Source organism: Sphingopyxis sp. OAS728 (assembly GCF_014873485.1).
Classification (GTDB): Bacteria; Pseudomonadota; Alphaproteobacteria; order Sphingomonadales; family Sphingomonadaceae; genus Sphingopyxis.
Genome location: NZ_JADBDT010000001.1, coordinates 2,408,903 through 2,434,711, shown reverse-complemented (window position 1 = coordinate 2,434,711; position 25,809 = coordinate 2,408,903). Strand labels below are relative to the sequence as shown.

Below are 25,809 nucleotides of genomic sequence, written 5' to 3'. Positions count from 1 at the left end.
ACGCGGGTGCCGCGTCCGTCGCGACCGCTGACGACCGGCGAAATCGCGCTCGCCAGGACGGTGTTCGGCGACGCGATCGCCTATGACCGCGTGCGCGTGAACAATCATAAATGGATATTCTTCCAACCACGCCACATCGTCATGGCGCCGATGGGAAGCCTGCATTTCAACCCGCATGGCGAGCTTTATTGCGAGGATTTCAGCACCGCGTCGCAGCGGCTGCAGGGGCTGTTCATCCACGAAATGACGCATGTCTGGCAGGCGCAGACGCGCGGGCGCTGGTATCTGGTGCTGATGCGCCATCCCTTCGCGACGTACAGCTACAGCCTTAAACCCGGCTGGCTGCTCGAACGGTACGGGCTCGAGCAACAGGCCGAGATCGTCCGCCATTACTGGCTGCTCACGCAGGGCATGATCGTCGGCGGCGCGCCGGGGCTCGACGCCTATCGCGCGATCCTGCCGTCATCGTGGGACATATCGTAGATGGACGATTTCGAGTTCGTCTTCGCGCTCTACAGCCTGCTGCTCGGCCTCTCGATGGTCGAATTGCTCGGCGGGCTCGGCCGCGCGATCGAGACGCGCTTTGCGGCGGAGGCGGAGCGCGAGACGTTCGCGATCGGTTGGCTGACCCCGCTGCTCGCGATTTTCGTGATGCTCGACCTGCTTTCCTTCTGGAGCGCGGCATGGGTCGCGCGCGGCGATATTGCGGTGTCGAGCACCGCCTTGCTCGGTGTCGCGGCTTTTGCGAGTGTCTATTTCCTCGCCGCGCGGCTGGTCTTTCCGTCGCATCCCGAGGGCTTCGCGAACCTCGACGTCCATTATTTCCGTGTCCGCCGGGTCGTGCTCGGACTTTTGCTTGCGCTCCTGGCGGCGCAGCTCGCCTATTATGCGTCGCAGCCCGCGCTGGCGGCCGCATTGGCGCACCCGGTCGCATGGATTATGACGATCGTGCTGGTCGCGCTGATGGTCGCGGCGATGTGGGTGAAGGATCGCCGCTGGAGCATCGCGATCCTCGCGGCGCTGGTCGCGCGTTACGTCGTCATCTATCTTCTCTGACCGAAGGAGACGTTCATGCCCGAAGTCCTCGACCGCTTTCGTTCCTCGACCTGGGGCTGGCTGCGCGGCACGCTCGCCGGATGGCTGACGCTCCTGCTTTGCCTCGTCGGCGTCGGGCTGGTCATCGCGCTGATCCAGTGGATCCGCTTTCTCGATGTCACCTATGAACTCACCGAAGACCGGCTGATCCTGCGCAAGGGCATCTTCGTCAAAAGCATCGACGAGATCGAGCTGTACCGCGTCAAGGATGTGCGGATGGATTTCACGCTGATCAATCAATGGGCGGGCATCGGCACGATCGCGATCGATTCGAGCGACGAGACGACGCGCGACGGGGCGCTCGTCATCCCTCATATCGAACGTGCCGCCGAACGGCGCGAGGAACTGCGCCGCCTTGTCGACGCCGCGCGGCAGAAGCGCCGCGTGCGCGAGCTCGATGTGTCGAGCGAATTGCTGTGACCGGACAAATTACGGACTAGCCAGAGGGACGGCGTTCGTCCTATGTTCCTCTTATGGATGGAAGCTCGCTTGTCGTCGCCCTTGTTGCCCTCGCCATCGGCGGCCTGATCGGCTGGCTTTTCGCCGGCCGCCAATCGGGAGCGCTCAAGGCCGAACGCGACGGGCTTTCGGAGCGGTTCAGGAGCGCCGTAACAGATCTTGCTGCCGAGGCCGAGGCGCGCAAGACGGCCGATATCCAGCTTGCCGCCTTGCTCAGCGAGCAGCGCGCGCGCGACGAGGCGCATGATGCGCAGATCGCGCAATTGAAGGACGCGCAGGCGGCGCTGACGGCGCAGTTCCGCGAGGTGGGGCAGGCGATGCTCGGCGAGGCGCAAAAATCCTTTCTCGAACGCGCCGATGCACGCTTTCGGCAGAGCGAAGAGACCGCGGGGCAGAATCTGAAGGCGCTGCTGAATCCGGTCCACGAGCGATTGCAGAAATATGAGGAAGCGGTCGGCAAGGTCGAGGCCGAGCGGCGCGATGCCTTCGGGCTGCTCCACGGCCAGATCGCGGCGATGCGCGAGGGTACCGAGCGCGTGTCGAGCGAGGCGGCGAAGCTCGTCAACGCGCTGCGCAACGCACCGAAGGCGCGGGGGCGTTGGGGCGAGCAGCAATTGCGCAACGTGCTCGAAAGCTGCGGGCTTTCCGAACATGCCGATTTCCAGACCGAGGTGAGCGTCGAGGGCGACGGCGGGCGACTTCGCCCCGACGTCGTCGTACGCGTACCCGGCGGGCAGAATCTCGTGATCGATGCCAAGGTCTCGCTCAACGCCTATCAGGACGCGTTCGGCGCGGTCGACGAGCGCGAGAAGGCGGCGCATCTGGTCGCGCATGCCGCGGCGATGAAGGCGCATGTGAACACACTCGGCGCGAAGGCCTATTGGAACCAGTTCGACGACACCCCCGACTTCGTCGTGATGTTCGTGCCAGGCGAGCATTTCCTCGCTGCCGCACTCGATCAGGATGCGGGCCTCTGGGACTATGCGTTCGAGCGCAAGGTGCTGCTCGCGACCCCGACCAACCTCATCGCGATCGCGCGCACCGTCGCGGCGGTGTGGCGGCAGGAAAAGCTCGCCAATCAGGCGCGCGAGATCGCCGCGCTCGGCAAGGATCTTTATGCGCGCATGTCGGTGATGGGCTCGCACATCGCCAAGGTCGGGCGCAATCTCGACCAGGCGACGGGCGCGTATAATGCCTTTGTCGGCAGTTTCGAAAGCCAAGTGCTGACGCAGGCGAAGCGCTTCGAGGCGCTCGATATCGAAACCGGCGACAAGGAAATCCCGGCGCTCCCCGTTGCGGAGCAGGCGGCGCGGCCGCTGGCGAAGCTCGCGGCGGCGCCTGCGGCGGTCAACGACGCGGGCGAATAGCCCCATCCTCAAACCTCAAATCCCGTTCGCATCGAGCGAAGTCGAGATGCCGCGAGGTTGGGCATACCGATGGGTGTCTCGACTTCGCTCGACACGAACGGAGGAGCGGAGCGGTCTAAATCACCCGCTTCAACACCGCCGTCCGGCCTTCGCTGCCCGTCAGGATCAGCGTCCCGTCGTCGGCAAAGGTCAAGCTGACCGGGCTCGCCATCAGTTTGAAAAAGGCCTGTTCCAGCTCCATGCCCGGACACGCCATTTCGGTCGCCATCAGCGGTCCGGCCTTGAGCGTCCGGCCATCGACCGAATAGGTCCCCGAAAAGCGATTGCAGCCCGCGCTGCCGCTCATCCGGTTGCCGTCGAATTGCAGCGCCGTCGGCCGATCCGCCGTCACAGCGACGCCGCCGATCGACACGAAGCTCCAGTTGGTTCCCGCAAGCTCGGTTGGCGGCAGGATCTTGCCGCCGCATCCCTTCACCGTCTTGCCGTCGGCGGTCACGGTCACCGTGTCGCGATAGCGGCGGTCGCTCATGCCGTCGCTGCATTCGGTGTGCGTGATGTCGACGGTCAGCCGGCCGGTGACATAGCGCTCGCCGTTGAACGACGGCTTCGCGCCGGGGTTCGGCACCATGATCTTGGTCTCGCCATAGTCGCCGTCGAAATTGAGCCGCGACGGCGTGATTTCGAGCGTCCAGCCGGGCTCGGTGCCGAGCGCCATATAGGCGGCGGGCTGTTCGCCGGGGCTTTGCGGCGGTGCCTCGGCGGCGGGGGCGCAGGCGGCGAGGGCGAGGAGCGAAGCAAGAAGCGGCGCAAACTTGGGCATTGAACACCTCCTTGATTTCCGTTCGTGTCGAGCGAAGTCGAGACACCCGTCGGGGTCGTGCTACGCCGAGGGGCATCTCGACTTCGCTCGATGCGGACGGGGAAGAGGTAGATAGTAGCACGCCACTGGCTGCGTGCTGAATGGATCGTGCGGCTCAACTTCGCCGCTGGTTCAGCACCTCATAGGCCATCACCGCGGTCGCGACCGCGGCATTGAGGCTGTCGGCCTTGCCCATCATCGGCATCTTGACGCGCACATCGGCGGCGGCGGCATAGTCGCCCGGCATGCCCTGCGATTCATTGCCTGTGAGGATGAAGGTCGGCGCGGTGTAGCGCACCGCCTGATAATCCTCGGTGTCGTCGCCAAGCCAGGTCGCGACGAGCTGTCCCGCACCTTGCCGCAGCCACGGCAGGAATTCCTCCCACCGCGCCACCACCAGCTTCTGCGTGAAGATCGCGCCCATGCTCGCGCGCACGGCCTCGACCGCATAGGGGTCGGTCGATTCGTCGAGCAGGATCAGCCCGCCCGCGCCGACGGCGTCGCCGGTGCGCAGCATCGTGCCGAGATTGCCGGGATCGCGCAGCCGCTCGGCAACGAGCCAGATCGGCGCGGCATCGCGGTCGAGGTCGGCGAGTGTCGTTTGCGGCTCGGCATAGATTCCGACGACGGTCTGCGGATTATCCTTGCCCGACAATTTCGAGAGGATCGCGCCGGTTGTGTCGATGACCTCGCCGCCCGTCGCCAGCGTATCGGCGACCAGCGCCGCCGCGAGCGGGTGCGTATCGCCCTCGGGGCCGAGGAACAGCCATTGCGGCAACACCCCCGCCTCGCGCGCCTCGGTCGCGATGCGCAGACCCTCGGCGAGGAACAGCCCCTCGGCACGGCGATGGCGCTTCTCGCGCAGCAGCCGCATCCGCTTGACCAGCGGGTTCGACAGGCTCTCGATTTGGGAACGGCGACCGGTCATCCGGTCAATCCTCGCCGAAGCTGTCCTTGACCAGCCCGACGAGCTTCAGCAGCGCCGCGTCGGCGCCGTCGCCCTTGGTGTGGATCGTGATCGAATCGCCCTTGGCGGCGCCGAGCATCATCAGACCCATGATCGAGGTTCCGTTGACGCGCGATCCGCCCTTTTCGACCTCGACCGAGACGCTTTCGGGCAGCCGGCTGACGAAGGTAACGAACTTGGCGCTCGCGCGCGCGTGCAGGCCGCGCTGGTTGGTGATTTCGACCGTCTCGGAATTTTCGTTCAAGGGCCCACTCCCAACATTTCCGACGCGACCGAAATATATTTCTGGCCGGCTTCCTTCGCCGCGATCACCGCGGCACGCAGTTCCATCGTCTTGCGCGCGCTTTCGAGGCGGATCAACATCGGCAGGTTGACGCCCGCGATCACCTCGGTGCGCCCCGACTCGAGCAGGCTGATCGCGAGGTTCGAGGGGGTGCCGCCGAACAGGTCGGTCAGCATCACGACGCCGCGACCTTCGTCGACCTTGCGAATCGCGTCGGCGATTTCCTTGCGGCGCATTTCCATATTGTCGTTCGGGCCGATGCAGACGGTCGCGATCGCCCGCTGGGGACCGACGACATGCTCCATCGCACGCACCATTTCCTCGGCAAGGCGGCCGTGCGTGACGAGCACCATTCCCAGAAGCGGCAGAGCCTTATCGTTCGCCATGCAGTCGTCGACCCTTATCTTTTGCCGCCGGGCGCGGAAGCCGCGGGCGGGGGCTTGCCCTCAAGCCCATCTTGCGGGGCAGAGTCAAGATTGCGGTGGGTCAGCACTGGCTCATATCCGGATTCGCGTAGCGTTTGGGCAACACGCGCCGCGACATGGACCGACCGGTGCCGCCCGCCGGTGCATCCAAAGGCGATGGTGACATAGCTTTTGCCTTCGGCGCGGTAGCGCGGCAGCAGGGTCAGGATCAGCCTCTCGATCTGCCCGACGCTGTCTTCATACGCCGGATCGGCCATCACATAGGCGGCGACGTCGGGATCGAGCCCGGTGCCGGGCTTGAGCTTGGGATCCCAGTGCGGGTTACGCAGATAACGCATGTCGAACACCAGGTCGGCGTTGCGCGGCAGCCCGCGCGCGAAACCGAAGCTCAGGACATTGAGCACCGGGTCGCCCTCTTCGGCGTCGCCGAAACGCTGGCGGATTTCCTGTTGCAGGTCGTTGCTGCTGTAATTGGTCGTGTCGACGACATGCTCGGCCCAGCGGCGGAGCGGTTCCATCATCTCGCGCTCGCGCGCGATCCCGTCGGCGGCGGGGCGGTCCTCGGCCATCGGATGGCGGCGGCGCGTTTCGGAAAAGCGGCGCTCGAGCTCGGCACCCGCGCAGTCGAGGAACAGCGTCTGGATGTCGCGGCCGCCGTCTTCGCGCAGCTCCTTGATCCGCCGCACGAGCAAGGCCGGGCGGAATCCCCGGCTGCGGCTGTCGATCCCGATCGCGAGCGGGCGCCCCGCCTCGCTGCGCTTCACCGGCGCGTCGATCAACGCTTCGAGCAGCGCGAGCGGCAGGTTATCGACAACCTCCCAGCCGAGGTCCTCGAGCACCTTGAGCACGGTCGATTTGCCCGCGCCCGACAGGCCGGTGACCAGCAACAGGCGCGATTCAGGCGCCGAACTCATCGATCGTGCATCATGCGGCGGGCGCCAGCCGTTCGAGCGCGAGCATGATCTTGATCGGCGCCGACGCTTCGAATGCGGAGAGCAGGAGCGCGGGAAGCGGATGGCCCGCGACCATCTCGACCTGGTTGATCGCGGGCATGCGGTCGTAGCGGTCGGTGAGGCGTACCGCGAGCGCGAGCGGGACGGGTGCGGTCCATGGGCGCTCGATGATCCCGATCCCGCGCACCTCCAGCTTGCCCGCCAGATTTTCGGGCGGGCGGCACCACAGGCGGCCGCGGTCATGCCAGACGTCGCAGCGGTCGTCGGCGACCAGCTTGGCGCCGCGGTCGATCAGCCGCAGCGCGAGGTCCGATTTGCCCTGTCCCGAATTGCCGAGGATCAGCACGCCGCCATTGCCCGCCGCGACGCAGCTGGCGTGGATATTGACGATATCGGTTCTGGTCCGGCTCGGAAGCATGGCGCATGGCTTACCGGCGACGGTGCGGTGCCGCAAGGCGATAGGATGAGCGCGTCAGCCGGTTTCGGTCGTACCCTCGCGCGCGGGAAGGGTGATGAGCATGCTGGCGCCGGCTCTGCCGTCGTCGCGATCCTTGGCGTTGATCGTCCCGCTATGCCCCTCGACGATCGTTCGCGCGATCGCGAGGCCGAGTCCGCTGTGGCGGCCAAAGGCTTCGCCGGCGGGGCGTTCGCTATGAAAACGGCGGAAAATGGCGTCGCGCTGTTCGGGTTCGATCCCGGGGCCGTCGTCGTCGACCTTCACATGGACCTCGTCGCCCAGCCGCGTTGCCGAAATGCAGACGAGCCCGGTGGCGGGCGAGAAGCTGATCGCATTGTCGATCACATTGTCGATCGCGCGTTCGAGCCGGTGGCCGTCGCCCATCACGACGGTCGTGCCCTTGCGCGGCCGCGCGAAGGCGACGCGCGGATGCGGCGTGTCGGCATCGACGCGCGCCGCGCGCGACGCGAGCATCGATTCGATCATGATGCCGACGTCGATCGGTTCGAACAGGGTGCGCGACAGTTGCGCGTCGACGCGGCTCGCTTCGCTGATGTCGTTCACCAGCCGGTCGAGGCGGCGGACATCCTCGTCGGCAATTGCGAGAAGCTGCGCGCGCTGCTCGTCGCTTTTGACGTGCCCGAGCCCCTCGATCGCCGAGCGCACCGACGCGATCGGATTTTTGAGTTCATGCGTCACATCGGCGGCGAAATGCTCGCCCGCGTCGATGCGTTCGCGCAGCGCCTGCGTCATGTCGCTCAATGCGCGTGCGAGCGTCCCGATCTCGTCGCGGCGGCTCGGCAGGCGCGGCACGACCACCTCGCGTGCGCGGCCCAGCCGGACGCGAACCGCGGCGCGCGCGAGTCGCCGCAAGGGGCGAACGATCGTGCGTGCGAGAAAGAGCGACAATAGCGTCGAGGCGAGCAACACCATCGCAACGACGATCGCGATGCGCAGTCGCTCGGCGCGCACCGTGCGCGTAATGTCGCGCGCGTTGAGCGTCATCAGCACCGTTTGCGGCGTTTCGAGGTCGACGACGCGCGCTGCGCTGAGCAGCGGCGTGCGTTCGGGGGCGTAGCGGAAGCGGCTGGCCGCCACGTCGCTGGTTTGCGCCTCGACGACTTCGGGCCACGCCTTCGCATTGTCGACGCGCGGCTCCTCGAACTCGGGATAGGTCGGCGCGCCGACGACCCAGTCGATCCCGCGGTCCATTGCGCGCGCGGCGTCGCGTTTCCACGGCTGCAGGTCGGGGTCGCGCAGCGTATAGGTCGGGGGACCAGTCTCGAAACTGTCGGAAATGCGATGGCCGTCGGCGGCATAGAAGCGCAGTCGCGATTCGGTCGCGGCGGCGAACTCCTCGATCAGGCGCGTCCGCTGATCGGGGCGCGCCGCCTCGAGCGCGCTGTCGAGCATCGCGAGCTGGTCCTTCATCACGTCGATGCGCGTATCGACCAGGCGGCTGCGATAGGTGTCGAGATAATAAAAGCCGCCCGCGAGCAGCGCGACGGCGAGGATGTTGACCGCGAGGATGCGCGTCGTCAGCGACCAGCGCGCCGACCAGACGAGCGGCGATTCCTCCTGCTCGGCGATGCTCGCATCGGGTTTCAGGGCCTCAGCTTTCATCGGCAAAGCGATACCCCGCACCATAGAGGGTGGCGATCGCGTCGAATTCGGGATCGACCTCGCGGAACTTGCGGCGCAGCCGCTTGATGTGGCTGTCGATCGTGCGGTCGTCGATATAGACGTCGTCCTGATAGGCGGCGTCCATCAACTGGTTGCGGCTGCGCACGATGCCGGGGCGGCTCGCCAGCGTTTCGAGGATCAGGAATTCGGTGACGGTCAGCGTCACGTCCTTGCCGTCCCATTCGACCTTGTGCCGCGCGGGGTCCATGCTGAGCCGCCCGCGTGTGATCGGGTCGGCGACGGGCTCGTCCTCGTCGCCCGGTGCATTTTTGTTGAGCTCGACGCGGCGCAGGATGGCGCGGATGCGCGCGATCACCAGCCGCTGCGAGAAAGGCTTGGCGATATAGTCGTCGGCGCCCATGGCGAGACCGAGCGCCTCGTCGATCTCGTCATCCTTGCTGGTAAGGAAGATGACCGGAAGCTGGCTTTTTTCGCGGAGGCGCCGCAGCAGTTCGAGCCCGTCCATGCGCGGCATTTTGACGTCGAACACCGCGAGGTCGGGCGGATTGTCGATAAGCGGCTTCAGCGCCGCCTCGCCGTCCGAATAGACGCGCGTGACAAAGCCCTCGGCCTGCAGCGCGATCGACAGGGATTGCAGGATGTTGCGGTCGTCGTCGACCAGCGCGATGGTTGCCGTCATGCTCTTTCCGTTGGCGAGGCTTGATGCAGAGCTAGCCGATCCAGGCCCGACCGACAACCGCCACGGATGGCCGCGCCGGGCCGCCAGAATCTTTTGACCTCATCTCGCTTCATCGCTAACGCGGGCGCCAATCAACGGAATCGGCGTCACGTCGGCACCCATGCGAATGCGGGCCTGCCCTTTTATTCGGCAGTCTTTGCATACCTATGCAATGGACCGCGGCGCCAAGCGTGAAAGGCAAGGCAATGACGAATATCGTGATCGGCAACAACAGCGTGGAAACGCAGGCGAACGTTGCGGAAAACTGGGGCACGTCGGCGCTGATCGAGGATGCGGTTCGCCATGGTGAAGGCCTGCTCGCGAAGGACGGCCCGCTCGTCGTCGAAACCGGCAAGCACACCGGCCGCAGCGCGAAGGACAAGTTCATCGTCCAGGACGCCGAGACCGCCGACACGATCTGGTGGGGCAAGACCAATGTGCCGATGACCCCCGATCATTTCGCTGCGCTCAAGGCCGACTTCTTCGCGCACCTCGCGCAGCGCCCGCGCCTCTATCGCCAGCAGCTGTTCGGCGGCTCGCAGCCCGAGCATCGCGTCGCGGTGCAGGTCGTCACCGAATTCGCCTGGCACAGCCAGTTCATCCGCACGCTGCTTTGCCGCCCGACTGCGGCCGAGCTCGCGGCGTTCGCGGCCGAATATACGATCATCGACCTGCCGAGCTTCCGTGCCGACCCGGCGCGCCACGGCACGCGCACCGAAACCGTCGTCGCGGTCAATTTCGCCGAGAAGCTCGTGCTGATCGGCGGCACGCAGTACGCGGGTGAAATGAAGAAGTCGGTGTTCGGCATCTTGAACTATCTGCTGCCGGTGAAGGGCGTGATGCCGATGCACTGCTCGGCGAACATCGGCCCCAAGGGCGATACCGCGGTCTTCTTCGGCCTCAGCGGCACCGGCAAGACGACGCTGTCGGCCGACGCCTCGCGCACGCTGATCGGCGACGACGAGCATGGCTGGTCGGACACTGCGGTCTTCAATTTCGAGGGCGGCTGCTATGCCAAGATGATCCGCTTGTCGCCCGAGGCCGAGCCCGAGATTTTCGCGACGACGAAGCGTTTCGGCACCGTGCTCGAAAATGTCGTGATCGATCCCGTGACGCGCGAGCTCGATTTCGACGACAACAGCCTCGCCGAGAACAGCCGCGGTTCGTATCCGATCGATTTCATTCCGAACACGTCGGAAAAGAATATGGGTCCGGTGCCGCAGAACATCATCATGCTCACCGCCGACGCGTACGGGGTTTTGCCCCCGATCGCGAAGCTGACCCCTGATCAGGCGATGTATCACTTCCTCTCGGGCTATACCGCGCGCGTCGCGGGAACCGAGATCGGCGTGACCGAGCCGGAGGCGACCTTCTCGACCTGCTTCGGCGCGCCCTTCATGCCGCGCCACCCGTCGGTCTATGGCAATCTGCTCAAAGAACGCATCGCGAAGGGCGGCGTCCAGTGTTGGCTCGTCAACACCGGCTGGACCGGCGGCATGGCGACGATGGACGGGATCAAGCGCATGCCGATCAAGGCGACGCGCGCGCTGCTCAATGCCGCGCTCGACGGCAGCCTGAACGACGCTGAATTCCGCAAGGACCCGAATTTCGGCTTCATGGTCCCCGTCGCGGTGCCCGGCGTCGACAGCGCGCTGCTCGATCCGCGCGAGGCTTGGGCCGACAAGGCGGCGTATGACCGCACGGCGCAATCGCTTGTCGAGCAATTCATCGACAATTTCGCGCAATTTGCGGACCATGTCGACGAAGGCGTCCGCCAGGCCGCGCCGCAGGCGGCGGTCGCAGCATAATTGACCCGGATCTCTTCCGGGTGGCACATCACCCGGAAGGACCGGACCAATGACCACCGAATATGAACCGCGCCTGTTTGCAGGCGACCATGAAATCCGCGCGCTTGGCGAAGGCCTGCTCGCGTGCGCGTTGCCGCGCGAGGCGTGGACGCATGAAGCGCATCTCGGCGCCTGCCTCTGGCTGCTGACCGAACGGCCCGATGTCGATATCGATGCCGAGATCGCAACCATCATCTGCACGTTCAACGAGAGTGTCGGCGGCGTGAACGACGACACGCAGGGCTATCACGACAGCATCACGCGCGCCTATGTCGCGGGGGTGCGGCTGTTCCTGTCGGAGACGGCGGAGACCGGGCTCGCGGCGCGCGTCAACGCGCTGCTGCGCTCCGACATCGGCCGCCGCGACTGGCCGCTGCGCTTCTACAGCCGCGAGCTGCTCTTCTCGGTTTCGGCGCGGCGCGGGTTCATAGAACCCGACCTTGCGCCCTTGCCCGCCTAGAGCTTCATGCCGGGCGTCCAGCCGCTCTCCGCGAGGAAGGCGGCCGGGTCGCGCATCTCGATGATCTCGCGGATCGCGGCGGCCTTGTCGGGTGCGCGGTCGTAATAGCTTTTCGCGACGCGGTAGCCGACCCAATAGCCGAGGTCACCCGGCCAACCGTCCTTGCCCTGCTGGTTGTAGAGCCAGCGCGAGCCGATCGCCTTGCCGTCCTTCTCGGCAAGGAAGGCGGTCTCCAGCTCGGCCTCGCGGCCCTTTGCCCATAGATGGAGCAGCGGATAGCCGACCGAGCCGCTGATCTTTTCGGCGACGAACTCGGCCGCGCCCTCGACGAGCGCGGCATGAAGCACGGTGTCGTCCTCGCTCTCGACCTGCGCGAGCGGTTGCTGCGCGTGAACATATTCATGCGCGATGATGTTGACGAAGCGGTCCTCGTCGTCGGCCTCGATAAACTTTGCCATGCAGAGCGTTTCGAGCCCGATGTAGAGCCCCTTGGCGTTCGCCGTGCCCGCGGTTGTCCCGCGCCCGATCGCGATGGTGATCGGTGGGAATTTGGCTGCGGGATAGAGCGCCGCGAGCCGGTCGGTCGCTGCGGCCAGCCGCGTGCGGACATTGCCGAGCTTGGCCGCGCAGCCGCGCGCATCGGCAAAGAGTTGCGGCTTGGCGCGCAGCGCAGCCGCCAGCTTTTCGGGCGTGATCCGGCGCAGGACCATGAATTCCTGCAGGCCCGGCGACGCGTCGGCGAGATAGCGCGCCGCAAGCGTGTCGGGCGCCGCCACCAGCACGGGATCGCCGTATAGCGCGAAGAAGCGGTCGATGTCGGACGTGACGATCGTAACGCGCGGCGGCGCTTCGGCGGCGTGGCTCGCCCCGCCGAGCAGAAGCGCCGCGAGCGCGGCCGCGATCCGCCGCATCAGCCCTTTGTGCCCTTCACATATTCGTCGACATTCTGCGCGAGCACGTCGAGCGGGACATTGCCCCCCTTGACGACGACATCGTCGAAATCGCGGAGGTCATATTTCGCACCGAGCGCCTTTTGCGCGAGCCCGCGCTGGCGGACGATCTCGCTGTGCCCGACCTTGTAGCCGCATGCTTGGCCCGCCCAGCTGCAATAGCGGTCGACCTCGCTCGCAACCTCGAGCGGGTTCGAGCCATTTTCCTTGACGAAAAAGTCGACGCCCTGCTCGCGCGTCCAGCGTTTCGCATGGAGGCCGGTGTCGACGACGAGGCGGCAGGCGCGGAACGCCAGCGACTGGAGATAGCCCAACCGCCCGACCTCGAAATCGTCATAGAGGCCGAGTTCGTCGGCAAGTTGTTCCGCGTACAGGGCCCATCCTTCCGAATAGGCGTTGAACGCCAGCATCGTGCGAATGAGCGGCATCTGGTTCGCATATTCGCCCTGCCAGACATGACCGGGGATCGCCTCGTGCATCGTCAAATCGGGAAGCGAATATTTACTGTGGAGTTCGGTGGTGCGCAGGTTGATCCAGAATTTGCCGGGAACGCTGCCGTCGATCGACCCCGCGCCGCCATAGGCGGCGGGCGCGCCGGGTTCTTCGGCGAGCGGGAGCCGTTTCACCTCGACATTGCCCTTCACCAACGTACGGAAGGCGCGCGGCAATTGCGCACGGATCTTGCCGAGCCAGGTCTGGATATAGGCGTGGATCTCGGCGCGGCCGGCGTCATTGTCGGGGAATTTGAAGCGCGGATCCTTCGCGAGCGCGTTCATCCGGTCGCCGACCGAGCCTTGCGTATAGCCGAGCTTCTTGAGGATCGGGTCCATCCGGCCGTGGAGTTCGGCAAGTTCCGAGCGGCCCATTTCGTGGATCTCGTCGGGGGTCATGCGCGTCGTCGTCGAGGCGCGGAGGCCCCACGCATACCATTCGTCGCCGCCGGGGCGCGCCCACATGCCGGCGTCCATCGTCGCCTTGGCGCGCTGCGCCTTCATCTCGGCAAGCTGGCGTTCGAGCGCCGCGGCAACGGGGCCCTGCACGATCTTTGCCGAGCGCGCCGACCAGTCGCCCGCGATCTTCGCCTCGCCGGTACGGCGGACGAGGCTTTCGACCATCGATCCGCCCGCCTTGGCGTCGGCGAGGCTCGCCTCCATCTGCTTCACCGCCTTGTCGATCAGGAAGGCGGGGGCGATCAGTCCTTGGGCGCCCGCAGCCTTCAGTCGGTCGGTCTCGCCGTCGAGCGCGCCCGGAAAGGCGTTGAGGCGCGAGAGATAGGCTTCGGCGTCGGCGGCATTTTTCACCGGATGATCGCTGTCGAGGAATTTGGGGACGTCGAGATAGGCGCCGACATTCTGGATCACGACATAGGGCGTGTTGCGCCAGCCGCCGACCGCGACATCGCCATAGGGCAGGGCGAAGCCGTCGAGCGCGACGCCATAGGCGCTTTCGACCACGGCGAGGCTGGTGCGTGTCTTGTGGTCGAGCCCGGCCTTGTCGAAGGCGCGCACGCGCGCGATGTCGGCCTTCAGCGTGTCGGCGACGGCCTTTTGCCCCGCCGCCGACCGATCGCCGAGCTTGCCGCGTTCGGCGGCGCGCGCGCCGGTGTCGATGCCGAGCGAGGTGGCGCCTTCGGGCGACAGCGCGATCAGATTGTCGGCGATCGAGTCGAGCAGCTTCTGCGCGTCGCTCTTGGGTGCGGCCTGCAAGGCCGATGCGGGGCCAGCGAGGGCAAGCCCTGCGGTGCTGGCGCCGAGCGTGGCGAGCGTCTGGCGGCGGCTGACGGGCGTGGAAAGCGGATTGGACACGGGCGGCTCCCTGGCGACTTGTTTCTTGTGAAACCTGTCTAGGGAGCGCCGCGCGAGGGTCAACGAAAAGGGGGCGGGAAAGCCGATGCTTACCCGCCCCCGTCGAATTTTATCGGACGTTCGTCAGTCGGTAAGGTCGGCGGGCACCTTGCCGCCGTTCGCGGCGAGTTCGCGCATCACCGCCTTGTGCAGCCAGATGTTCATTTCGGCGCTGCCATCGAGTTCGCCGGTATAGCCAAGCTCCTGCGCCAGCTCCTTGCGGTTGGCGAGGCTCGAATCGATGCCGAGCAGCTTCATCAGATCGACGATCGACGTGCGCCAGTTGAGATCCTGTCCGGCGTTCGCGGCCTCGGCGGTGAGGATCGCGTCGACATCGACGGGAGCGGCAGCCGCGGCGGCCATGGCTTGCGTTGCGGCGTCGAGCGCGGTGCCGACGGGGCTGGGCGCGGCCGGGGCGGCGGGTTCCGCGGCGACGGCCTTCTTGCCGAAGATGGCGTCCTTGATCTTGCCGAAAATGCTCATTGTTTAGCTCCCACTAGAAACCATGGCGCATCGCCAAAAGGCGAGTCGTGCACCCGCAGGCTAGGACTATGCATTTGAGAATGACAGTCAAAAGACCGACTCGTCCTTCGTCCGCGCGCTGCTATACTCATCGGTATCGGCGCGGCGTCCGATCCGTGCCGAAGCGGGAGTATGGATCCATGAATCTCACCGACATTTTGGCGCAGGCCGGCGGCATCGAATCGATGGCGAATCAGCTGGGTATTCCGCCCGCGATGGCCAAGCAGGGCGCCGATGCGCTGCTTCCCGCAATTCTCGGCGGTTTCAAGAAACAGGCGCAGTCGGGCGGCGGAGTTGAAGGACTCGGCGGTTTGCTCGGCCAACTCGGCGGTGGCGGGCTGCTCGACTCGGTGCTCGGGCCGCAGGCGACCCCCGTCGAGCAAGGCAATGACGTGCTCGGCCAGATTTTCGGATCGAAGGATGTGAGCCGCACCGTTGCCGGACAGGCCGCGGCACAGACCGGGATCGATTCGGGCATCCTCAAGCAGATGCTGCCGATCCTCGCGATGATGGCCGCGGGCTATATGGCGAAGCAGGGCGGGCAGGGCGGCGAAAGCGGCGGGCTTTCGGGCGGTCTGGGCGGTCTGCTCGGCAATGTGCTCGGCGGCGCGATGGGCGGCGGCGCGGCGCCGTCGGCGGGCGGTTTGGGCGGCCTCGGAAAGATGCTCGACATGGACGGCGACGGCAATCCGCTCGACGACATCATGGGCATGGTCAACAAGATGCGCGGCTAAGGGACGCCCCTCCCGCACGCGGGAGGGGAGCCTTCACGCCGCGATCAGGCGCAATTCCTCACGAAAATCCTCGTCCACCCCGATGCGGCTTCGCATCGGGGTGACGGTGCCGTCCGAGGCGGCGTCGCCTTCCTCGAACAGCGCGACCGCGGCTTCGCCGCCCCGCGCGAGGCTATAGCGCTGGGCGATCTTGCCGGTCGGGCGGAAGCCGAGCTTGCGCAGCACCGTGCCCGACGCCGGATTGTCGAGGAAGTGGCCCGCCGAAAGCTTCGGCAGGTTCATCGCGCGCGCGATATGGAGCAGTTGGCGTCCCGCTTCGGTGGCAAAACCGAGACCCCAATAGGGGCGGGCGATCCAATAACCCATCTCGAGCCCGTCCTCGGGGCTCGGCGAAATGCCGCAGCCGCCGACAAGGCGCGGCGCGCCGCCGGTGCGGGCAAAGATCAGGAAACGCGGCTGGTCGGGATCGAGCGGCTTGCTCAGAAACTCCTGCGCCTGCGCCTCGCCATAGGGCCAGGGCGCGGTCGCGAGGTTGCGGACCACCGCCTCTTCGCCGATCGCTCGGGCGAGCGCGGGGGCGTCTTCCAGCCAGCCGGGCCGCAGCAACAGTCTTTCGGTACGCGCGAACATGTCTTCTAACTCCCAGTGCCTGTCGCCTTGGCGCCAGATGGTGACGCTTTGACGACATTCGATATGGAGGGAGATGGACGGCCCCGTTTTCGCGTCCGCTCGTCACAAGTGACGGATTCTGGACAAGAAAAAAGGGAGTACGGGGGTGACCCGTCTCCCTCTTTTCGAACTTTGTTCCCGCTGATGCGGAAAGGACCGTTCCGGGTCATCCCTTGGTGGACGACCCTGGAAGATCGTCCTTATTCGGCGGCTTCCGCCATGGCGTCGACCGACACATATTTGCGGCCAAGCTTGCCATCGTGGAATCGGACCTGGCCGTCGGCGGTTGCGAACAGCGTGTGGTCCTTGCCCATGCCAACGTTGACACCCGGGTAAACCTTGGTGCCGCGCTGACGCACGATAATGTTGCCGCCGATCACTTCCTGACCGCCGAACTTCTTCACGCCAAGGCGGCGGCCGGCTGAGTCGCGACCGTTGCGCGAAGAACCGCCTGCTTTCTTATGTGCCATGACTGATGCTCCTTAATTCGTTCGTTCGAGAGGCCGAGCCGCGTTGCCGCGCTCAGGCTTCCTTCTTGGGGGCTGCCTTCTTGGCAGCGGGCTTCTTTGCGGGCGCTTCGGCAGCGGCTTCGGCCTTCGGAGCAGCAGCCTTCTTGGGCGCGGCTTCCTTGGCGGGTGCAGCAGCCTTGGCTTCGGCGGCCGGAGCGGCCTCTGCCTTCGGAGCGGCTTCCTTCTTCGGCGCGGCCTTCTTGGCATCGCCGACGGCGAGGATGCGCAGCAGCGTCAGCGACTGGCGGTGACCGTTGCGGCGACGATAATTGTGCCGGCGGCGCTTCTTGAAGACGATGACCTTTTCGCCGCGCGTCTGGGCGATGATCTCGGCCGAAACGACGAGGCCTTCGGCGCTCTTCACTTCGCCGCCGTCACCGGCCAGCAGGATGTCGCCCAGCGACACGGTGTCGCCAGCTTCGCCGTCGATCTTTTCAACGGCGATCTTGTCTCCAGCGGCGACGCGATACTGCTTGCCGCCCGTGCGCACGATTGCGAACATGGTCTTCCATCCAATCAGAAACTAAAACACCCGCGCTGCCAGTCACCCGCCAAAGCAGGCGATTTTTCCGGCATGCGGGAAAGTCAGCGCCACTAGCGAGCCAGGCCGTTGCTGTCAACCGCCAAATCCCGCGCTTTTTGTCCAAAAGCGCGGGGCGGGGTCGATTATCGCCCGCGCCGCCGATTCGGTGCTTGCTGCGCCGTCGGTGCGCCCATATCAGGGGCGGCGATGAAGCGCGCCCTTCTTTTTGCCCCGTTGCTCCTGCCGCTGCCCGCCTGTGCCGGGACGCAGGCCAACGACGGCCCCTCGCTCGCCAAGCGCCCGGTCGAGGGGCGATTCGATGTCGCGCCGCCCGCGCCTGTTGTCGCCCCGCCGGGCCCGCTGCCAACCGACCTTGCCGGCCGGCTCGCGCGCTGGGAATCGGATGGCGCCGCGGGGCAGCAGGCCTTCGCCGCCGAACGCAGCGCGACCGCGGCGCTCGTCTCGGCTGCCGCGGGGGCGCCGGTCGCCAGCGAGCGTTGGGTCGTGGCGCAGCAGGCGATCTCGCGGCTGACCGCGGCGCGCGCGCCGGTCACCGGGGCGCTCGCCGATATCGACCGGCTCTATCTCGAACGCAGCGTCGACGAGCAGGTCGACGGCCTGCCCGACATCTACGCGCTCCGCGACCGCCTCGCCGATCTGGTTTCGACGCAGGATGCGGTGATCGAGGCTTTGAGTAGCCAGTTGCCGGGGCAGTAAGGTCCTGCCTCTTTACTGATTCAGCCCGTGCTTCTTCAGCGCATGGCGAATCTGGTCATAACTCAGCCCCAGTGCTTCGGCTGCAACCTTCTGGTTGAAGCGGCAGCGCGCCATCGTGTCCGCGAGAATTTGCTTCTCATATCCATCGACCGCCGCGCGCAGGTCGCTGACCGGGCCGGAGGGCGGCGCGGTAGTGGGTGCGGCGTCACTTGCGGGCGCCGCAGGGGCGGCCTCGGCCTTTGCGGCGGGTTTGCGCACGACGGGCTGCCACGGGCTGGCGAACGGATCGAAGCTCAGTGCATCGACCGGCTTCGACGGGTCGGCCCAGCGATAGATGGCGCGCTCGATCACATTGCGCAGTTCACGGACATTGCCCGGCCAGTCGTGCCCTTCCATCGCGGCGAGCGCGCGCGGGCCGAACCCCGGCCACTCGTCCCAGCCGAGCACCGCCGCCATGCGCTGGCCGAAATAGGTGGCGAGCACCTCGATATCGCCTTCGCGCGCGCGTAGCGGGGGCAGGGTGATGACCTCGAACGACAGGCGGTCGAGCAGGTCGGCCCTGAACCGATTGTCGTCGACCAGCGCGGGCAGATGTTCGTTCGTCGCCGCGACGATGCGCACGTCGACGCGGATCGGGCGCGACGAACCGACGCGCGTGACCTCGCCATATTCGACCGCGCGCAGCAGTCGCTCCTGCGCGCCCATCGACATCGTCGCCAGCTCGTCGAGGAACAGCGTGCCGCCGTCGGCCTCCTCGAACCGCCCCGCGCGCGTGCGCGTCGCGCCGGTGAAGGCGCCCGCCTCGTGCCCGAACAATTCGCTCTCGATCAACGTCTCGGGCATCGCGGCGCAGTTCATGATCACATAGGGTCGGTCCCAGCGCGTCGACAGGCGGTGCAGGCGCTCGGCGATCAATTCCTTGCCCGTCCCGCGCTCGCCGATCACCAGCACCGGGCGGTCGAGCGACGCCGCGAGGCTCGCGCGTTCGACCGCGTCCTGAAACGCCGCCGATTGGCCGATAAATTGGGTCTCGCGCTCCATTCCCAATCATTGGCAAATTTTCCCGCTGATTGGCAAGTTAAATCGATTTGGCGCCGATTCTGCGCGTCAAGTTCGGCGGTTTTCTGCGGGTTCATGCAATTGGCACGCCTCCTGCAAAGATTTCAACGAACCGGCGCAAATCGCACCGGTGCAGCGAAAACCAAAGGGAAGGTTGATCCATGAAAACGATGTTTGCCCAGGCCGCCACTTTCGCGCTCAGCGCGGTCGGAGCGCTGGCCATCCTCGTCGGTGTGATCGACCAGCCCCAGGTTGCCGCCAGCGTTACCGGCGCCCCCGCCGGCCCGCTGGTTGCCGCTGTCATGTCCCCGGCGGTCAGCGCTTTGGCCTGACCGGCACTGGTGCCGGGGCACTCTCCCCCCTTGCCCCGCCCCGGCACCAGCCTTTTTAAACAAGATACAGATCTCAAGTTTTCGACAGGAGTTTCAAATGGGTATTTTCTCACGAACCCGCGACATCATCGCCGCCAACGTCACCGACCTGCTCGACCGGGCCGAAGACCCCGAAAAGATGATCCGCCAGATCATCTTCGAGATGAACGAAACGCTCGTCGAAGTCCGCGCCTCCGCCGCCCGCACGATCGCGGACCAGAAGGAAATGCGCCGTCATATCGCCAAGCTCGAAAGCCTGCAGGACAGCTGGAAGGAAAAGGCCGAACTCGCGCTGTCGAAGGACCGCGAAGACCTCGCCACCGCCGCGCTCGTCGAAAAGCAGAAGGCCGGCGACATGGCCGAGAAGCTGAAGGCCGAGATCGCCGTCCTCGACGACGCGCTGACCGGCTATGAGGCCGACATCGCCAAGCTGCAGAAGAAGCTCAGCGAAGCCCGCGCGCGCCAGTCGAGCGTCGTCAACCGCCTCGAAAGCGCCGAGAACCGCTACAAGCTGCGCGAAATGACCAACGGCGACCGCGTCGAAGATGCCTTCTCGCGCTTCGAGATCCTCGAACGCCGCGTCGACGAAGCCGAAGGTCGCGCCGATGCGCTCAGCCTCGGCTACAAGAAGTCGCTCGACGAAGAGATCGCCGAACTGCAGGCCGCCGACAAGGTCGCCGACGAGCTCGCCGCGCTGAAAGCCGCGCAGGGCAAGAATTAAGGAGCCGGACCGATGGAAGAAGTCATCATTGTCCCGATCGTCATCGGAACGCTCTTCCTCGGTCTGCCCTGGCTGATCCTCCACTACATCACGAAGTGGAAGCAGGCCAAGACGCTGACCGGAGAAGATGAACAGCTGCTCGACGAACTTTACGATACCGCACGGCGCCTCGAAAACCGCCTGCACACCGTCGAACGCATCATCAGCGCCGACCATCCCGACTTCCGCCCCGCGGTACGCAGCGATGAAGAACTGGCGCAACTCGAAAACATGACAAACCGGAGGAACTGAGATGTCTGCCAGCCGCACGAAATTCTACCTCGACAAGCAGAACGCCAAATGGAGCGGTGTGTGTTCGGGAATCGCCGACTATAGCGGGATCGACGTCCTCTGGGTTCGCGTCGGCGCGGTGCTGCTGACCCTGATGGGCGGCTTCCCCTGGACGCTGATCGCTTACTGGATGGTCGCCTGGATGGGCACGCCCAAGCCGTTCGCGCTTTATGGTTCGAGCGAGGAAGCGAAATTCTGGCAGGGGGTGCGCAGCAACCCGACCGCATCGACCCGCGACATCAAGTCGCGCTTCCGCGACATCGACCGCCGGCTTGCCGACATCGAGCAATATTACACCAGCCACAACCGCCGTCTCGCGGATGAGATCGACGCTCTCCGCTGATCGGGCCTCAAGCGGAAACGGCAACAGGGAGGAAGATACATGAATTTCGGTGGCACCACTTTCGTCCTCGCCATCATCGCATTGTCGATCGGCGGCTGGATGTTCACCACCTGGATCCGCGCCAAGCACGGCTATCCCGTTGAGAATGAATGGGGCGGCACGGTTCATCGAACCGACCCCGACGCTGATCGAAAAATCGCCCTGCTGACCGATGACAACGCCAAGCTGGCGGGGCAGGTCAGCCGGCTGGAAGAGCGGATTTCGGTGCTCGAACGGATCGCCACCGAAAACAACGGCCAGGCGGCAGAGCTCGCCAGCCAGATCGACCGCCTGCGCTGAGAGGATAGAAGAAAATGGAACTCGACCTTCTGAACGCCATTGCCCCCGTCGCCGCGATCGTCGGCCTCGCCGGGGTCGGCGGCTGGGTCTTCACCACCTGGCTCCGCGTCAAGAACGGTTATCCGCTCGAGAATAGCTGGGGCAAGGCGGTCTATCCCAAGAACAGCGACGAGGCGATGGAACGCGTCAAGCTGATCAGCCAGGAAAATGCCCAGCTGCGCGCCGAGCTCGGCTCGGTGAAGGATCGCCTCGCGGTGATCGAGCGCATCGTCACCGACGAGGGCCATCGGCTGAGCCACGAGATCGAGGCGCTGCGGCGCCCCTCGAACTGAGAGGAAGCGAACATGGAAGTCATCTTCATCCTCACCATCGTCGTCGGACTGCCCGTCACGCTGGCCATCGGCTACGCCGCCTATGAGCGGACGCTGAAATTCAAGGAAAAGCAGCTCCAGGCGATCACGCACGAGACCGCCGAAAAGGCCGCGCAATATGCGGCGCAAACCGAACGGCTGGAGGCACGCGTCCGCGTTCTCGAGCGCATCGTTACCGACAAGGGAATTGATGTCGCCGACGAGATCGAAAAGCTGCGCGACGCCCCGCTGAACTAAAACAAAGATATACGGAAAGGAACCTCCCCATGGGCCCGTTTGAAATGGTTGTCGGCATCGTCCTGATCGTCACCATCGGCAGCATCGTCCGCGCCAAGCACGGCATCCGCCGCGATCACAAGGGCGGCGACTATTTCGTCGCCACCGACAACAGCGAAACCAAGGCGCTGCAGGCCGAAATCCGCGCGCTCAAGGACCGCATCCAGGTGCTCGAACGCATCGCCACCGATAACAACCGCGCGGTCACGCTCGATCAGGAAATCGAGAAATTGCGCGACAGCAGCAAAATCTGAATGCCCGAAAAGGAGCAACGCTCATGGCTTTCATCACCCCCGATTTCACCGCCGCGGCGATCGCGCTTACCGCGCTAAGCATCGTCAGCCTGGTCGCGCTGCGCGGCTGGCGCGACTGGATCCAGCTCAAGCGCGAGGAACTCGCCGCAGGCCACGCCCCGCTCGCGCAGGACCCGGGCGTCCCGCACGCGGGGTCGCGGATCGAGATCGCCGACCTCAAGGAACGGCTGCGCAAGCTCGAAGCCATCGCGGCGGGGGTCGACCTCTAATCGACGCCCTTTCGCGCGGCACCGGCTCGCTCCCCTGTCAGTCGCCATCCGTCCGGCGGCTGACAGGGGAGCGGGCCGATGTCGTTTCGGGGCCTTCCAACGCGGCGCCATCTGTGCGAGGGGCGCGGCCATGCGCAGCCTGACCGACATCTTCGACGAATATGATTTTCTCGACGGCGACGATCGCTATCGCCTGCTGATCGAACTCGGCCGTGAACTCGAGCCGATGCCCGACGCGCTCAAGACCGACGCGACGCTGGTGCGCGGCTGCTCGGCGAGCGTCTGGGTCTATCCGGTGCCGCGCGAAGACGGACAACTGCACTTCCTCGCTGACAGCAATGCCGCGATCACCAAGGGGATCGTCGCGCTCGTGCTCGCCGCGGTGCAGGACAAGTCGGCGGCCGAAGTCGCGGACATGGACGTCGCCGCCGCGCTCGCGCCTTTCGAGCTGACGCGCCAGCTGTCGTCGAACCGGACGCAAGGCGTCCCCAACATGATTGCACTGGTACAGGATACCGCGCGCCGCCTCGTCGCGGGCTGACGCCTCGCCGCCTCTCGGGACGGCTCTTCCAATTCGTTTCACACAAGAAAAAGGGCGCGGGAGTTGCCTCCCGCGCCCGATTTCGTTCGTTTGACCGAGCGGCTTAGAAGCCGACGACGATCGAGCCGATGAAGGTCCGCGGTGCGCCGATCTGGGTGAACGGAACCGAGTTGTTCGCCAGCTGACCGTCGAAACCGCCGACGTAGAGCTTGTCGAACAGGTTGGTGACGTTCACCTGGAAATAGACCTTGTCGCCGAGGCCAGCCCATTCGAGGCCGAGGCGCGCATCGAGATCGACGAGCGTATAGGCCGGGGCCTTGGCGCCAAAGACCGGCGTGTTGGCGACGCCATTGACCGTCTGGAACAGCGGGGTGTTCTGGTCGTTCACATAACGCGGGCCGGTGCGCTTCACCTGAGCACCCAACGAGAGCGGGCCGAGTTCACCCTGGACGCGGCCGCCGAACGTGTAGACCGGCGAACCCGATTCGCGCTTGCCCTTGGTCGGAGCGAGGATGTCGTCCCCGATGTTGGCGCAGGTAGCCGATACTGCGGTGCAGACGCCGTTGACGACATCGTCCTTGATCTTCGACTTCAGGTACGAACCGAAAGCGGTGACCGCAAATTCGGGGATCGGGCGGACCGAGAGGCTGCCGTCGATGCCATATTTGTCGACGCGACCGAGGTTGCGATAGACGTTACGCTCGGTGTCGGGATCGAACGAAGAGGCGAGACGATCCTTGAAGATCGTGTACCACACGCCGACCTGTGCCTGAATCTGGCTGGTCGTGTAGCGCACGCCGAGGTCGAAGTTATCGGTCGTTTCCGGAACCGGGTTGGCCGCGTCCGAATCGGCCGGGAAATAGAAGGCGTTGTAGAGATTGTCCGTGCCCGGAACCTGCACACCCTTCGAATAGTTCGCGAAGATGCTGACATCGTCGGTCGCGTCGTAGGTCAGGCCGACGTTCGGCGTGAACTTGTTATACTTGCGGATGCGCTGCTGCGGACCCTGGACCGGTGCGATGATGTTGGTCGCCGGGGTCGTGCTGCGGTCGACGCCGATCACGACGGTCGGGTTCGCAGCCAACCAGGCGGCAAGACCGGCGGTGTTCGTGCCGAAGCATTCGACGAAGCCCGTGGCGCTCGAGGTGGCGCAATAATTGTTCAGATCGCGCTTGAACATCTTGTACGAGCCACCCGCCTGAACGGTCAGGCGTCCGAATTCGCCGCGATATTCACCGCCGAACAGGTTCAGGCTGGCGATCGATTTGCGGTCGCGGCGCTGCAGGACATTGCCGTCGGCGTCCTTCAGCGGATCGTTTACCGGGAACGGGTCGGTCGGCGAACCGTCGAGGCGCAGGAAGTTGGTCTGGCCCGTCTGGCGGTGGCGTGCGCGCTCCCAGCTGTAGAAGACGCGGAACGTGTGGTCGCCCATTTCGTAGCGCAGGCCGGTGATCAGGCCGTAGCGGTGGGTCTGGGTCTGGTTGGGTGCGAGCACGCGAACGGTGTCGAGCAGATCGCCGTCGCCGTTGAGGTCACGGCCATAATAGGGCGTGCCGCCGATATAGCCCATCTGGCAGCTGACCACTGCGCTGTTCGGCGTGTTGTTGCAGTTCGCAGCCGCGGGGGTACCCAGCGGATTGACGTCGCGGCGCGCTTCCGTGCCGACAGCGGTGCCGCCGCCATTGGCCTTGGTATACTGATAGCTCGGATCGACGGTCAGGACGAGACCTTCGGCGAGGGTGAAACGCGAATTCAGGCGGATGTTGCCGGTGTTCGACGGGTTCATGCGTTCGTCGAAGGTCGAGCCGCAGCTGTTCGCGGTGTCGGTCTGGCCCGGACGAGCGACGGTGTTAATCTGGCAGCGCGCGATATTGTAATCGCGATCTTTCTTGCTCTGCGGGAAGATGTTGGGGACGGTGTTCAGTGCCGTGTTGTGCACGTTGCGCAGGCCGACCGAACCGAAGAAGTTATTGCGGTTTTCGTTATAGTGGCCCGAGAGCGCGATAAAGTCGCCATTGTCGCCGAGCGGCTGATAAATCTTGCCGTTGAACTGCTTCTTGTTGATGCGGCCGCGATGCGCGGGCACGCCCGGCAGGTCGACGTTACCAAACACCGTGTCGTTGGTCGCTTGGCTAGCCGAGAAGAAAGCGCGCGTGCCCCACGGGGTCAGGATGCCGGTGTCGACCATGCCGAAGATGCGGAAGAAGTTGAAGTCGCCGGCCGAGCCGACAACTTTCACGCCGAACTCTTCACCCGGGGTGCGCGTGCGATAGTTCACGGTCGAACCCGAAGCCGCAGCGGTCGGGCTGTCGACGTCGGTCGAACCGAGGTTGACGTTGACCTGGTCGATCAGTTCGGGATCGAGCTGCTGGTTCGAATAGAGCGCATAGTTGCCCGAATCGTTGAGCGGGATACCGTCGAACGTCTGGTTGATGCGCGTGTTGTCGAACCCGCGGATCGTCATCTTGCCGCCGGCCGAACCGAACGGATCGTTGTTCTGGAAGCTGACGCCGGGAAGCTGGTTGATCAGGTCGTTGACCGTCTGGCCGGGCGACTGACGCTCGATGAATTCCTGCGTCAGGACGACCTTCGCCTTCGTCGTGTCGGGCGTGACGACGCCGGCGATACCCTGGTTCGAACGCGAACCGGTGACGATGATTTCGTTTTCGAAGTCCTGCGAGCCGGTCGACTGAGCGAAGGCTGGCGTGGAAAGCAGCGCGACCGGAATCAGCGCAACGCTAGCAGCGAGCGTGTGACGGAATTTCATTCTGGATGTCCCCTTTGGTGGTGCATTTGGCGGGCACGCAAAACGGGGCGCGCCTGACCTGCGAGCGCCCCTGAAGCCCGCATGTGGCACGATTGTGACAGCAATTGTGACAGTGCAAGGGGGGAGGGGCGCGCCACTCAGGCGGGGGACGAAAAACCGCCAATTT

At 65.3% G+C, this 25,809-nt stretch carries 34 protein-coding genes; 18 read left to right on the top strand and 16 right to left on the bottom strand.

Annotated elements, in window-relative coordinates; translation table 11 throughout:
• Positions 1–6: 6 nt before the first annotated feature.
• Genes GGC65_RS11385 through rmuC form a run of 4 tightly spaced genes read left to right on the top strand, consistent with a single transcriptional unit; the run spans position 7 to position 2,921 of the window.
• The gene (locus GGC65_RS11385) at positions 7–483 is read left to right on the top strand and encodes a vgr related protein (protein ID WP_192647262.1); all 477 of its coding nucleotides are present in this window, start codon (positions 7–9) and stop codon (positions 481–483) included.
• Complete coding sequence (locus GGC65_RS11380; protein WP_192647261.1) at positions 484–1,056, top strand: hypothetical protein; 573 nt, start codon at positions 484–486, stop codon at positions 1,054–1,056.
• 15 nt (positions 1,057–1,071) lie between these two features.
• Entirely contained in the window at positions 1,072–1,515 is a 444-nt protein-coding gene (locus GGC65_RS11375; protein WP_192647260.1) for a PH domain-containing protein, read from the top strand.
• Positions 1,516–1,568: 53 nt separating this feature from the next.
• Positions 1,569–2,921, top strand: coding sequence for a DNA recombination protein RmuC (gene rmuC, locus GGC65_RS11370; protein ID WP_192647259.1), 1,353 nt, complete (start codon positions 1,569–1,571; stop codon positions 2,919–2,921).
• Positions 2,922–3,036: 115 nt separating this feature from the next.
• On the opposite strand, the gene GGC65_RS11365 is transcribed toward rmuC, so the two are convergent.
• From GGC65_RS11365 to GGC65_RS11330, 8 genes are all read right to left on the bottom strand, one after another.
• Positions 3,037–3,741 carry an META domain-containing protein gene (locus GGC65_RS11365; RefSeq protein ID WP_192647258.1) on the bottom strand — a complete coding sequence of 235 codons (705 nt, stop codon included), beginning with the start codon at positions 3,739–3,741 and terminating at the stop codon, positions 3,037–3,039.
• 154 nt (positions 3,742–3,895) lie between these two features.
• Entirely contained in the window at positions 3,896–4,708 is an 813-nt protein-coding gene (locus GGC65_RS11360; protein WP_192647257.1) for a TrmH family RNA methyltransferase, read from the bottom strand.
• Between the two features lie 4 nt (positions 4,709–4,712).
• Positions 4,713–4,991 (bottom strand): HPr family phosphocarrier protein, encoded by a 279-nt coding sequence (locus GGC65_RS11355; protein ID WP_037555414.1) that lies wholly within the window; start codon positions 4,989–4,991, stop codon positions 4,713–4,715.
• Positions 4,988–5,416 carry a PTS sugar transporter subunit IIA gene (locus GGC65_RS11350; protein WP_093509623.1) on the bottom strand — a complete coding sequence of 143 codons (429 nt, stop codon included), beginning with the start codon at positions 5,414–5,416 and terminating at the stop codon, positions 4,988–4,990. The genes GGC65_RS11355 and GGC65_RS11350 overlap by 4 nt, the downstream gene beginning before the upstream one ends.
• Positions 5,417–5,430: 14 nt before the next feature.
• The gene (gene rapZ / locus GGC65_RS11345; RefSeq protein WP_192647256.1) at positions 5,431–6,369 is read right to left on the bottom strand and encodes an RNase adapter RapZ; all 939 of its coding nucleotides are present in this window, start codon (positions 6,367–6,369) and stop codon (positions 5,431–5,433) included.
• Between the two features lie 10 nt (positions 6,370–6,379).
• Entirely contained in the window at positions 6,380–6,826 is a 447-nt protein-coding gene (locus tag GGC65_RS11340; protein ID WP_192647255.1) for an HPr kinase/phosphorylase, read from the bottom strand.
• A 54-nt stretch (positions 6,827–6,880) separates the two neighbouring features.
• Positions 6,881–8,488 carry a sensor histidine kinase gene (locus tag GGC65_RS11335; RefSeq protein WP_225940782.1) on the bottom strand — a complete coding sequence of 536 codons (1,608 nt, stop codon included), beginning with the start codon at positions 8,486–8,488 and terminating at the stop codon, positions 6,881–6,883.
• Positions 8,478–9,188, bottom strand: coding sequence for a response regulator transcription factor (locus GGC65_RS11330; protein WP_192647253.1), 711 nt, complete (start codon positions 9,186–9,188; stop codon positions 8,478–8,480). Before GGC65_RS11330 ends, GGC65_RS11335 begins: the two co-directional genes overlap by 11 nt.
• A 245-nt stretch (positions 9,189–9,433) precedes the next feature.
• Between GGC65_RS11330 and GGC65_RS11325 the strand changes: the two genes are divergently transcribed.
• Complete coding sequence (locus GGC65_RS11325; RefSeq protein WP_192647252.1) at positions 9,434–11,035, top strand: phosphoenolpyruvate carboxykinase; 1,602 nt, start codon at positions 9,434–9,436, stop codon at positions 11,033–11,035.
• Between the two features lie 49 nt (positions 11,036–11,084).
• Positions 11,085–11,534, top strand: coding sequence for a hypothetical protein (locus tag GGC65_RS11320; RefSeq protein ID WP_192647251.1), 450 nt, complete (start codon positions 11,085–11,087; stop codon positions 11,532–11,534).
• Here GGC65_RS11320 and GGC65_RS11315 read toward each other — a convergent pair.
• The 3 genes from GGC65_RS11315 to GGC65_RS11305 form a co-directional block, all read right to left on the bottom strand.
• Positions 11,531–12,445: a DUF2268 domain-containing putative Zn-dependent protease gene (locus GGC65_RS11315; protein WP_192647250.1), complete on the bottom strand. Its 915-nt coding sequence runs from the start codon at positions 12,443–12,445 to the stop codon at positions 11,531–11,533. The two genes, GGC65_RS11320 and GGC65_RS11315, sit on opposite strands and share 4 nt — an antisense overlap.
• Entirely contained in the window at positions 12,445–14,289 is a 1,845-nt protein-coding gene (locus tag GGC65_RS11310) for a DUF885 domain-containing protein (protein ID WP_192647249.1), read from the bottom strand. Before GGC65_RS11310 ends, GGC65_RS11315 begins: the two co-directional genes overlap by 1 nt.
• A 123-nt stretch (positions 14,290–14,412) precedes the next feature.
• On the bottom strand, positions 14,413–14,811 hold the full coding sequence (locus GGC65_RS11305) for a DUF3597 domain-containing protein (protein WP_039577117.1): 399 nt from the start codon (positions 14,809–14,811) through the stop codon (positions 14,413–14,415).
• A 179-nt stretch (positions 14,812–14,990) separates the two neighbouring features.
• Between GGC65_RS11305 and GGC65_RS11300 the strand changes: the two genes are divergently transcribed.
• Positions 14,991–15,584, top strand: a complete 594-nt coding sequence (locus GGC65_RS11300) for a DUF937 domain-containing protein (RefSeq protein ID WP_192647248.1) — start codon at positions 14,991–14,993, stop codon at positions 15,582–15,584.
• 33 nt (positions 15,585–15,617) lie between these two features.
• Here the strand turns inward: GGC65_RS11300 and GGC65_RS11295 are convergent, their stop codons facing one another.
• From GGC65_RS11295 to rplU, 3 genes are all read right to left on the bottom strand, one after another.
• Positions 15,618–16,214, bottom strand: coding sequence for a GNAT family N-acetyltransferase (locus tag GGC65_RS11295; RefSeq protein WP_192647247.1), 597 nt, complete (start codon positions 16,212–16,214; stop codon positions 15,618–15,620).
• A 239-nt stretch (positions 16,215–16,453) separates the two neighbouring features.
• Positions 16,454–16,723: a 50S ribosomal protein L27 gene (rpmA, locus tag GGC65_RS11290; RefSeq protein WP_037513604.1), complete on the bottom strand. Its 270-nt coding sequence runs from the start codon at positions 16,721–16,723 to the stop codon at positions 16,454–16,456.
• A gap of 52 nt (positions 16,724–16,775) precedes the next feature.
• Positions 16,776–17,264, bottom strand: coding sequence for a 50S ribosomal protein L21 (gene rplU / locus GGC65_RS11285; RefSeq protein WP_062185155.1), 489 nt, complete (start codon positions 17,262–17,264; stop codon positions 16,776–16,778).
• A gap of 228 nt (positions 17,265–17,492) precedes the next feature.
• Here rplU and GGC65_RS11280 point away from each other — a divergent pair, with 228 nt between their 5' ends.
• A complete protein-coding gene (locus tag GGC65_RS11280; protein WP_192647246.1) occupies positions 17,493–18,002 on the top strand; it encodes a hypothetical protein in 510 nt (169 codons plus the stop codon).
• Positions 18,003–18,014: 12 nt separating this feature from the next.
• Here GGC65_RS11280 and pspF read toward each other — a convergent pair whose 3' ends face one another.
• On the bottom strand, positions 18,015–19,043 hold the full coding sequence (gene pspF / locus GGC65_RS11275) for a phage shock protein operon transcriptional activator (protein ID WP_192647245.1): 1,029 nt from the start codon (positions 19,041–19,043) through the stop codon (positions 18,015–18,017).
• A gap of 179 nt (positions 19,044–19,222) precedes the next feature.
• Between pspF and GGC65_RS11270 the strand changes: the two genes are divergently transcribed.
• From GGC65_RS11270 to GGC65_RS11225, 10 genes are all read left to right on the top strand, one after another.
• The gene (locus GGC65_RS11270; RefSeq protein ID WP_192647244.1) at positions 19,223–19,393 is read left to right on the top strand and encodes a hypothetical protein; all 171 of its coding nucleotides are present in this window, start codon (positions 19,223–19,225) and stop codon (positions 19,391–19,393) included.
• 97 nt (positions 19,394–19,490) lie between these two features.
• Complete coding sequence (gene pspA, locus GGC65_RS11265; protein WP_192647243.1) at positions 19,491–20,153, top strand: phage shock protein PspA; 663 nt, start codon at positions 19,491–19,493, stop codon at positions 20,151–20,153.
• 12 nt (positions 20,154–20,165) lie between these two features.
• Positions 20,166–20,444: an envelope stress response membrane protein PspB gene (gene pspB / locus GGC65_RS11260; protein ID WP_037554911.1), complete on the top strand. Its 279-nt coding sequence runs from the start codon at positions 20,166–20,168 to the stop codon at positions 20,442–20,444.
• A 1-nt stretch (position 20,445) separates the two neighbouring features.
• The gene (pspC, locus tag GGC65_RS11255) at positions 20,446–20,826 is read left to right on the top strand and encodes an envelope stress response membrane protein PspC (RefSeq protein ID WP_137891839.1); all 381 of its coding nucleotides are present in this window, start codon (positions 20,446–20,448) and stop codon (positions 20,824–20,826) included.
• A gap of 39 nt (positions 20,827–20,865) precedes the next feature.
• A complete protein-coding gene (locus GGC65_RS11250) occupies positions 20,866–21,165 on the top strand; it encodes a hypothetical protein (protein ID WP_037513611.1) in 300 nt (99 codons plus the stop codon).
• A 14-nt stretch (positions 21,166–21,179) separates the two neighbouring features.
• Positions 21,180–21,497 (top strand): hypothetical protein, encoded by a 318-nt coding sequence (locus GGC65_RS11245; RefSeq protein ID WP_192647242.1) that lies wholly within the window; start codon positions 21,180–21,182, stop codon positions 21,495–21,497.
• A gap of 12 nt (positions 21,498–21,509) precedes the next feature.
• A complete protein-coding gene (locus tag GGC65_RS11240; protein ID WP_192647241.1) occupies positions 21,510–21,773 on the top strand; it encodes a hypothetical protein in 264 nt (87 codons plus the stop codon).
• A 29-nt stretch (positions 21,774–21,802) separates the two neighbouring features.
• Positions 21,803–22,066, top strand: coding sequence for a hypothetical protein (locus GGC65_RS11235; protein WP_192647240.1), 264 nt, complete (start codon positions 21,803–21,805; stop codon positions 22,064–22,066).
• 23 nt (positions 22,067–22,089) lie between these two features.
• Positions 22,090–22,335: a hypothetical protein gene (locus GGC65_RS11230; RefSeq protein ID WP_192647239.1), complete on the top strand. Its 246-nt coding sequence runs from the start codon at positions 22,090–22,092 to the stop codon at positions 22,333–22,335.
• Between the two features lie 130 nt (positions 22,336–22,465).
• Positions 22,466–22,876, top strand: a complete 411-nt coding sequence (locus tag GGC65_RS11225; protein WP_192647238.1) for a SufE family protein — start codon at positions 22,466–22,468, stop codon at positions 22,874–22,876.
• A 103-nt stretch (positions 22,877–22,979) separates the two neighbouring features.
• Here the strand turns inward: GGC65_RS11225 and GGC65_RS11220 are convergent, their stop codons facing one another.
• Positions 22,980–25,643, bottom strand: coding sequence for a TonB-dependent receptor (locus GGC65_RS11220; protein ID WP_192647237.1), 2,664 nt, complete (start codon positions 25,641–25,643; stop codon positions 22,980–22,982).
• Between the last annotated feature and the right edge of the window lie 166 nt (positions 25,644–25,809).

Coding starts and splice junctions, on each gene's coding strand:
- GGC65_RS11320 (WP_192647251.1), top strand. CDS start 11,085: ATGACCACCGAATATGAACCGCGCCTGTTTGCAGGCGACCATGAAATC.
- GGC65_RS11225 (WP_192647238.1), top strand. CDS start 22,466: ATGCGCAGCCTGACCGACATCTTCGACGAATATGATTTTCTCGACGGC.
- GGC65_RS11350 (WP_093509623.1), bottom strand. CDS start 5,416: ATGGCGAACGATAAGGCTCTGCCGCTTCTGGGAATGGTGCTCGTCACG.
- pspF (WP_192647245.1), bottom strand. CDS start 19,043: ATGGAGCGCGAGACCCAATTTATCGGCCAATCGGCGGCGTTTCAGGAC.
- GGC65_RS11375 (WP_192647260.1), top strand. CDS start 1,072: ATGCCCGAAGTCCTCGACCGCTTTCGTTCCTCGACCTGGGGCTGGCTG.
- GGC65_RS11220 (WP_192647237.1), bottom strand. CDS start 25,643: ATGAAATTCCGTCACACGCTCGCTGCTAGCGTTGCGCTGATTCCGGTC.
- GGC65_RS11380 (WP_192647261.1), top strand. CDS start 484: ATGGACGATTTCGAGTTCGTCTTCGCGCTCTACAGCCTGCTGCTCGGC.
- GGC65_RS11245 (WP_192647242.1), top strand. CDS start 21,180: ATGGAACTCGACCTTCTGAACGCCATTGCCCCCGTCGCCGCGATCGTC.
- GGC65_RS11280 (WP_192647246.1), top strand. CDS start 17,493: ATGAAGCGCGCCCTTCTTTTTGCCCCGTTGCTCCTGCCGCTGCCCGCC.
- GGC65_RS11365 (WP_192647258.1), bottom strand. CDS start 3,741: ATGCCCAAGTTTGCGCCGCTTCTTGCTTCGCTCCTCGCCCTCGCCGCC.
- GGC65_RS11235 (WP_192647240.1), top strand. CDS start 21,803: ATGGGCCCGTTTGAAATGGTTGTCGGCATCGTCCTGATCGTCACCATC.
- GGC65_RS11360 (WP_192647257.1), bottom strand. CDS start 4,708: ATGACCGGTCGCCGTTCCCAAATCGAGAGCCTGTCGAACCCGCTGGTC.
- GGC65_RS11315 (WP_192647250.1), bottom strand. CDS start 12,445: ATGCGGCGGATCGCGGCCGCGCTCGCGGCGCTTCTGCTCGGCGGGGCG.
- GGC65_RS11335 (WP_225940782.1), bottom strand. CDS start 8,488: ATGAAAGCTGAGGCCCTGAAACCCGATGCGAGCATCGCCGAGCAGGAG.
- rapZ (WP_192647256.1), bottom strand. CDS start 6,369: ATGAGTTCGGCGCCTGAATCGCGCCTGTTGCTGGTCACCGGCCTGTCG.
- GGC65_RS11305 (WP_039577117.1), bottom strand. CDS start 14,811: ATGAGCATTTTCGGCAAGATCAAGGACGCCATCTTCGGCAAGAAGGCC.
- pspC (WP_137891839.1), top strand. CDS start 20,446: ATGTCTGCCAGCCGCACGAAATTCTACCTCGACAAGCAGAACGCCAAA.
- GGC65_RS11295 (WP_192647247.1), bottom strand. CDS start 16,214: ATGTTCGCGCGTACCGAAAGACTGTTGCTGCGGCCCGGCTGGCTGGAA.
- rplU (WP_062185155.1), bottom strand. CDS start 17,264: ATGTTCGCAATCGTGCGCACGGGCGGCAAGCAGTATCGCGTCGCCGCT.
- GGC65_RS11330 (WP_192647253.1), bottom strand. CDS start 9,188: ATGACGGCAACCATCGCGCTGGTCGACGACGACCGCAACATCCTGCAA.
- GGC65_RS11340 (WP_192647255.1), bottom strand. CDS start 6,826: ATGCTTCCGAGCCGGACCAGAACCGATATCGTCAATATCCACGCCAGC.
- GGC65_RS11240 (WP_192647241.1), top strand. CDS start 21,510: ATGGAAGTCATCTTCATCCTCACCATCGTCGTCGGACTGCCCGTCACG.
- GGC65_RS11230 (WP_192647239.1), top strand. CDS start 22,090: ATGGCTTTCATCACCCCCGATTTCACCGCCGCGGCGATCGCGCTTACC.
- GGC65_RS11300 (WP_192647248.1), top strand. CDS start 14,991: ATGAATCTCACCGACATTTTGGCGCAGGCCGGCGGCATCGAATCGATG.
- pspA (WP_192647243.1), top strand. CDS start 19,491: ATGGGTATTTTCTCACGAACCCGCGACATCATCGCCGCCAACGTCACC.
- GGC65_RS11325 (WP_192647252.1), top strand. CDS start 9,434: ATGACGAATATCGTGATCGGCAACAACAGCGTGGAAACGCAGGCGAAC.
- pspB (WP_037554911.1), top strand. CDS start 20,166: ATGGAAGAAGTCATCATTGTCCCGATCGTCATCGGAACGCTCTTCCTC.
- GGC65_RS11270 (WP_192647244.1), top strand. CDS start 19,223: ATGAAAACGATGTTTGCCCAGGCCGCCACTTTCGCGCTCAGCGCGGTC.
- GGC65_RS11250 (WP_037513611.1), top strand. CDS start 20,866: ATGAATTTCGGTGGCACCACTTTCGTCCTCGCCATCATCGCATTGTCG.
- rpmA (WP_037513604.1), bottom strand. CDS start 16,723: ATGGCACATAAGAAAGCAGGCGGTTCTTCGCGCAACGGTCGCGACTCA.
- rmuC (WP_192647259.1), top strand. CDS start 1,569: ATGGATGGAAGCTCGCTTGTCGTCGCCCTTGTTGCCCTCGCCATCGGC.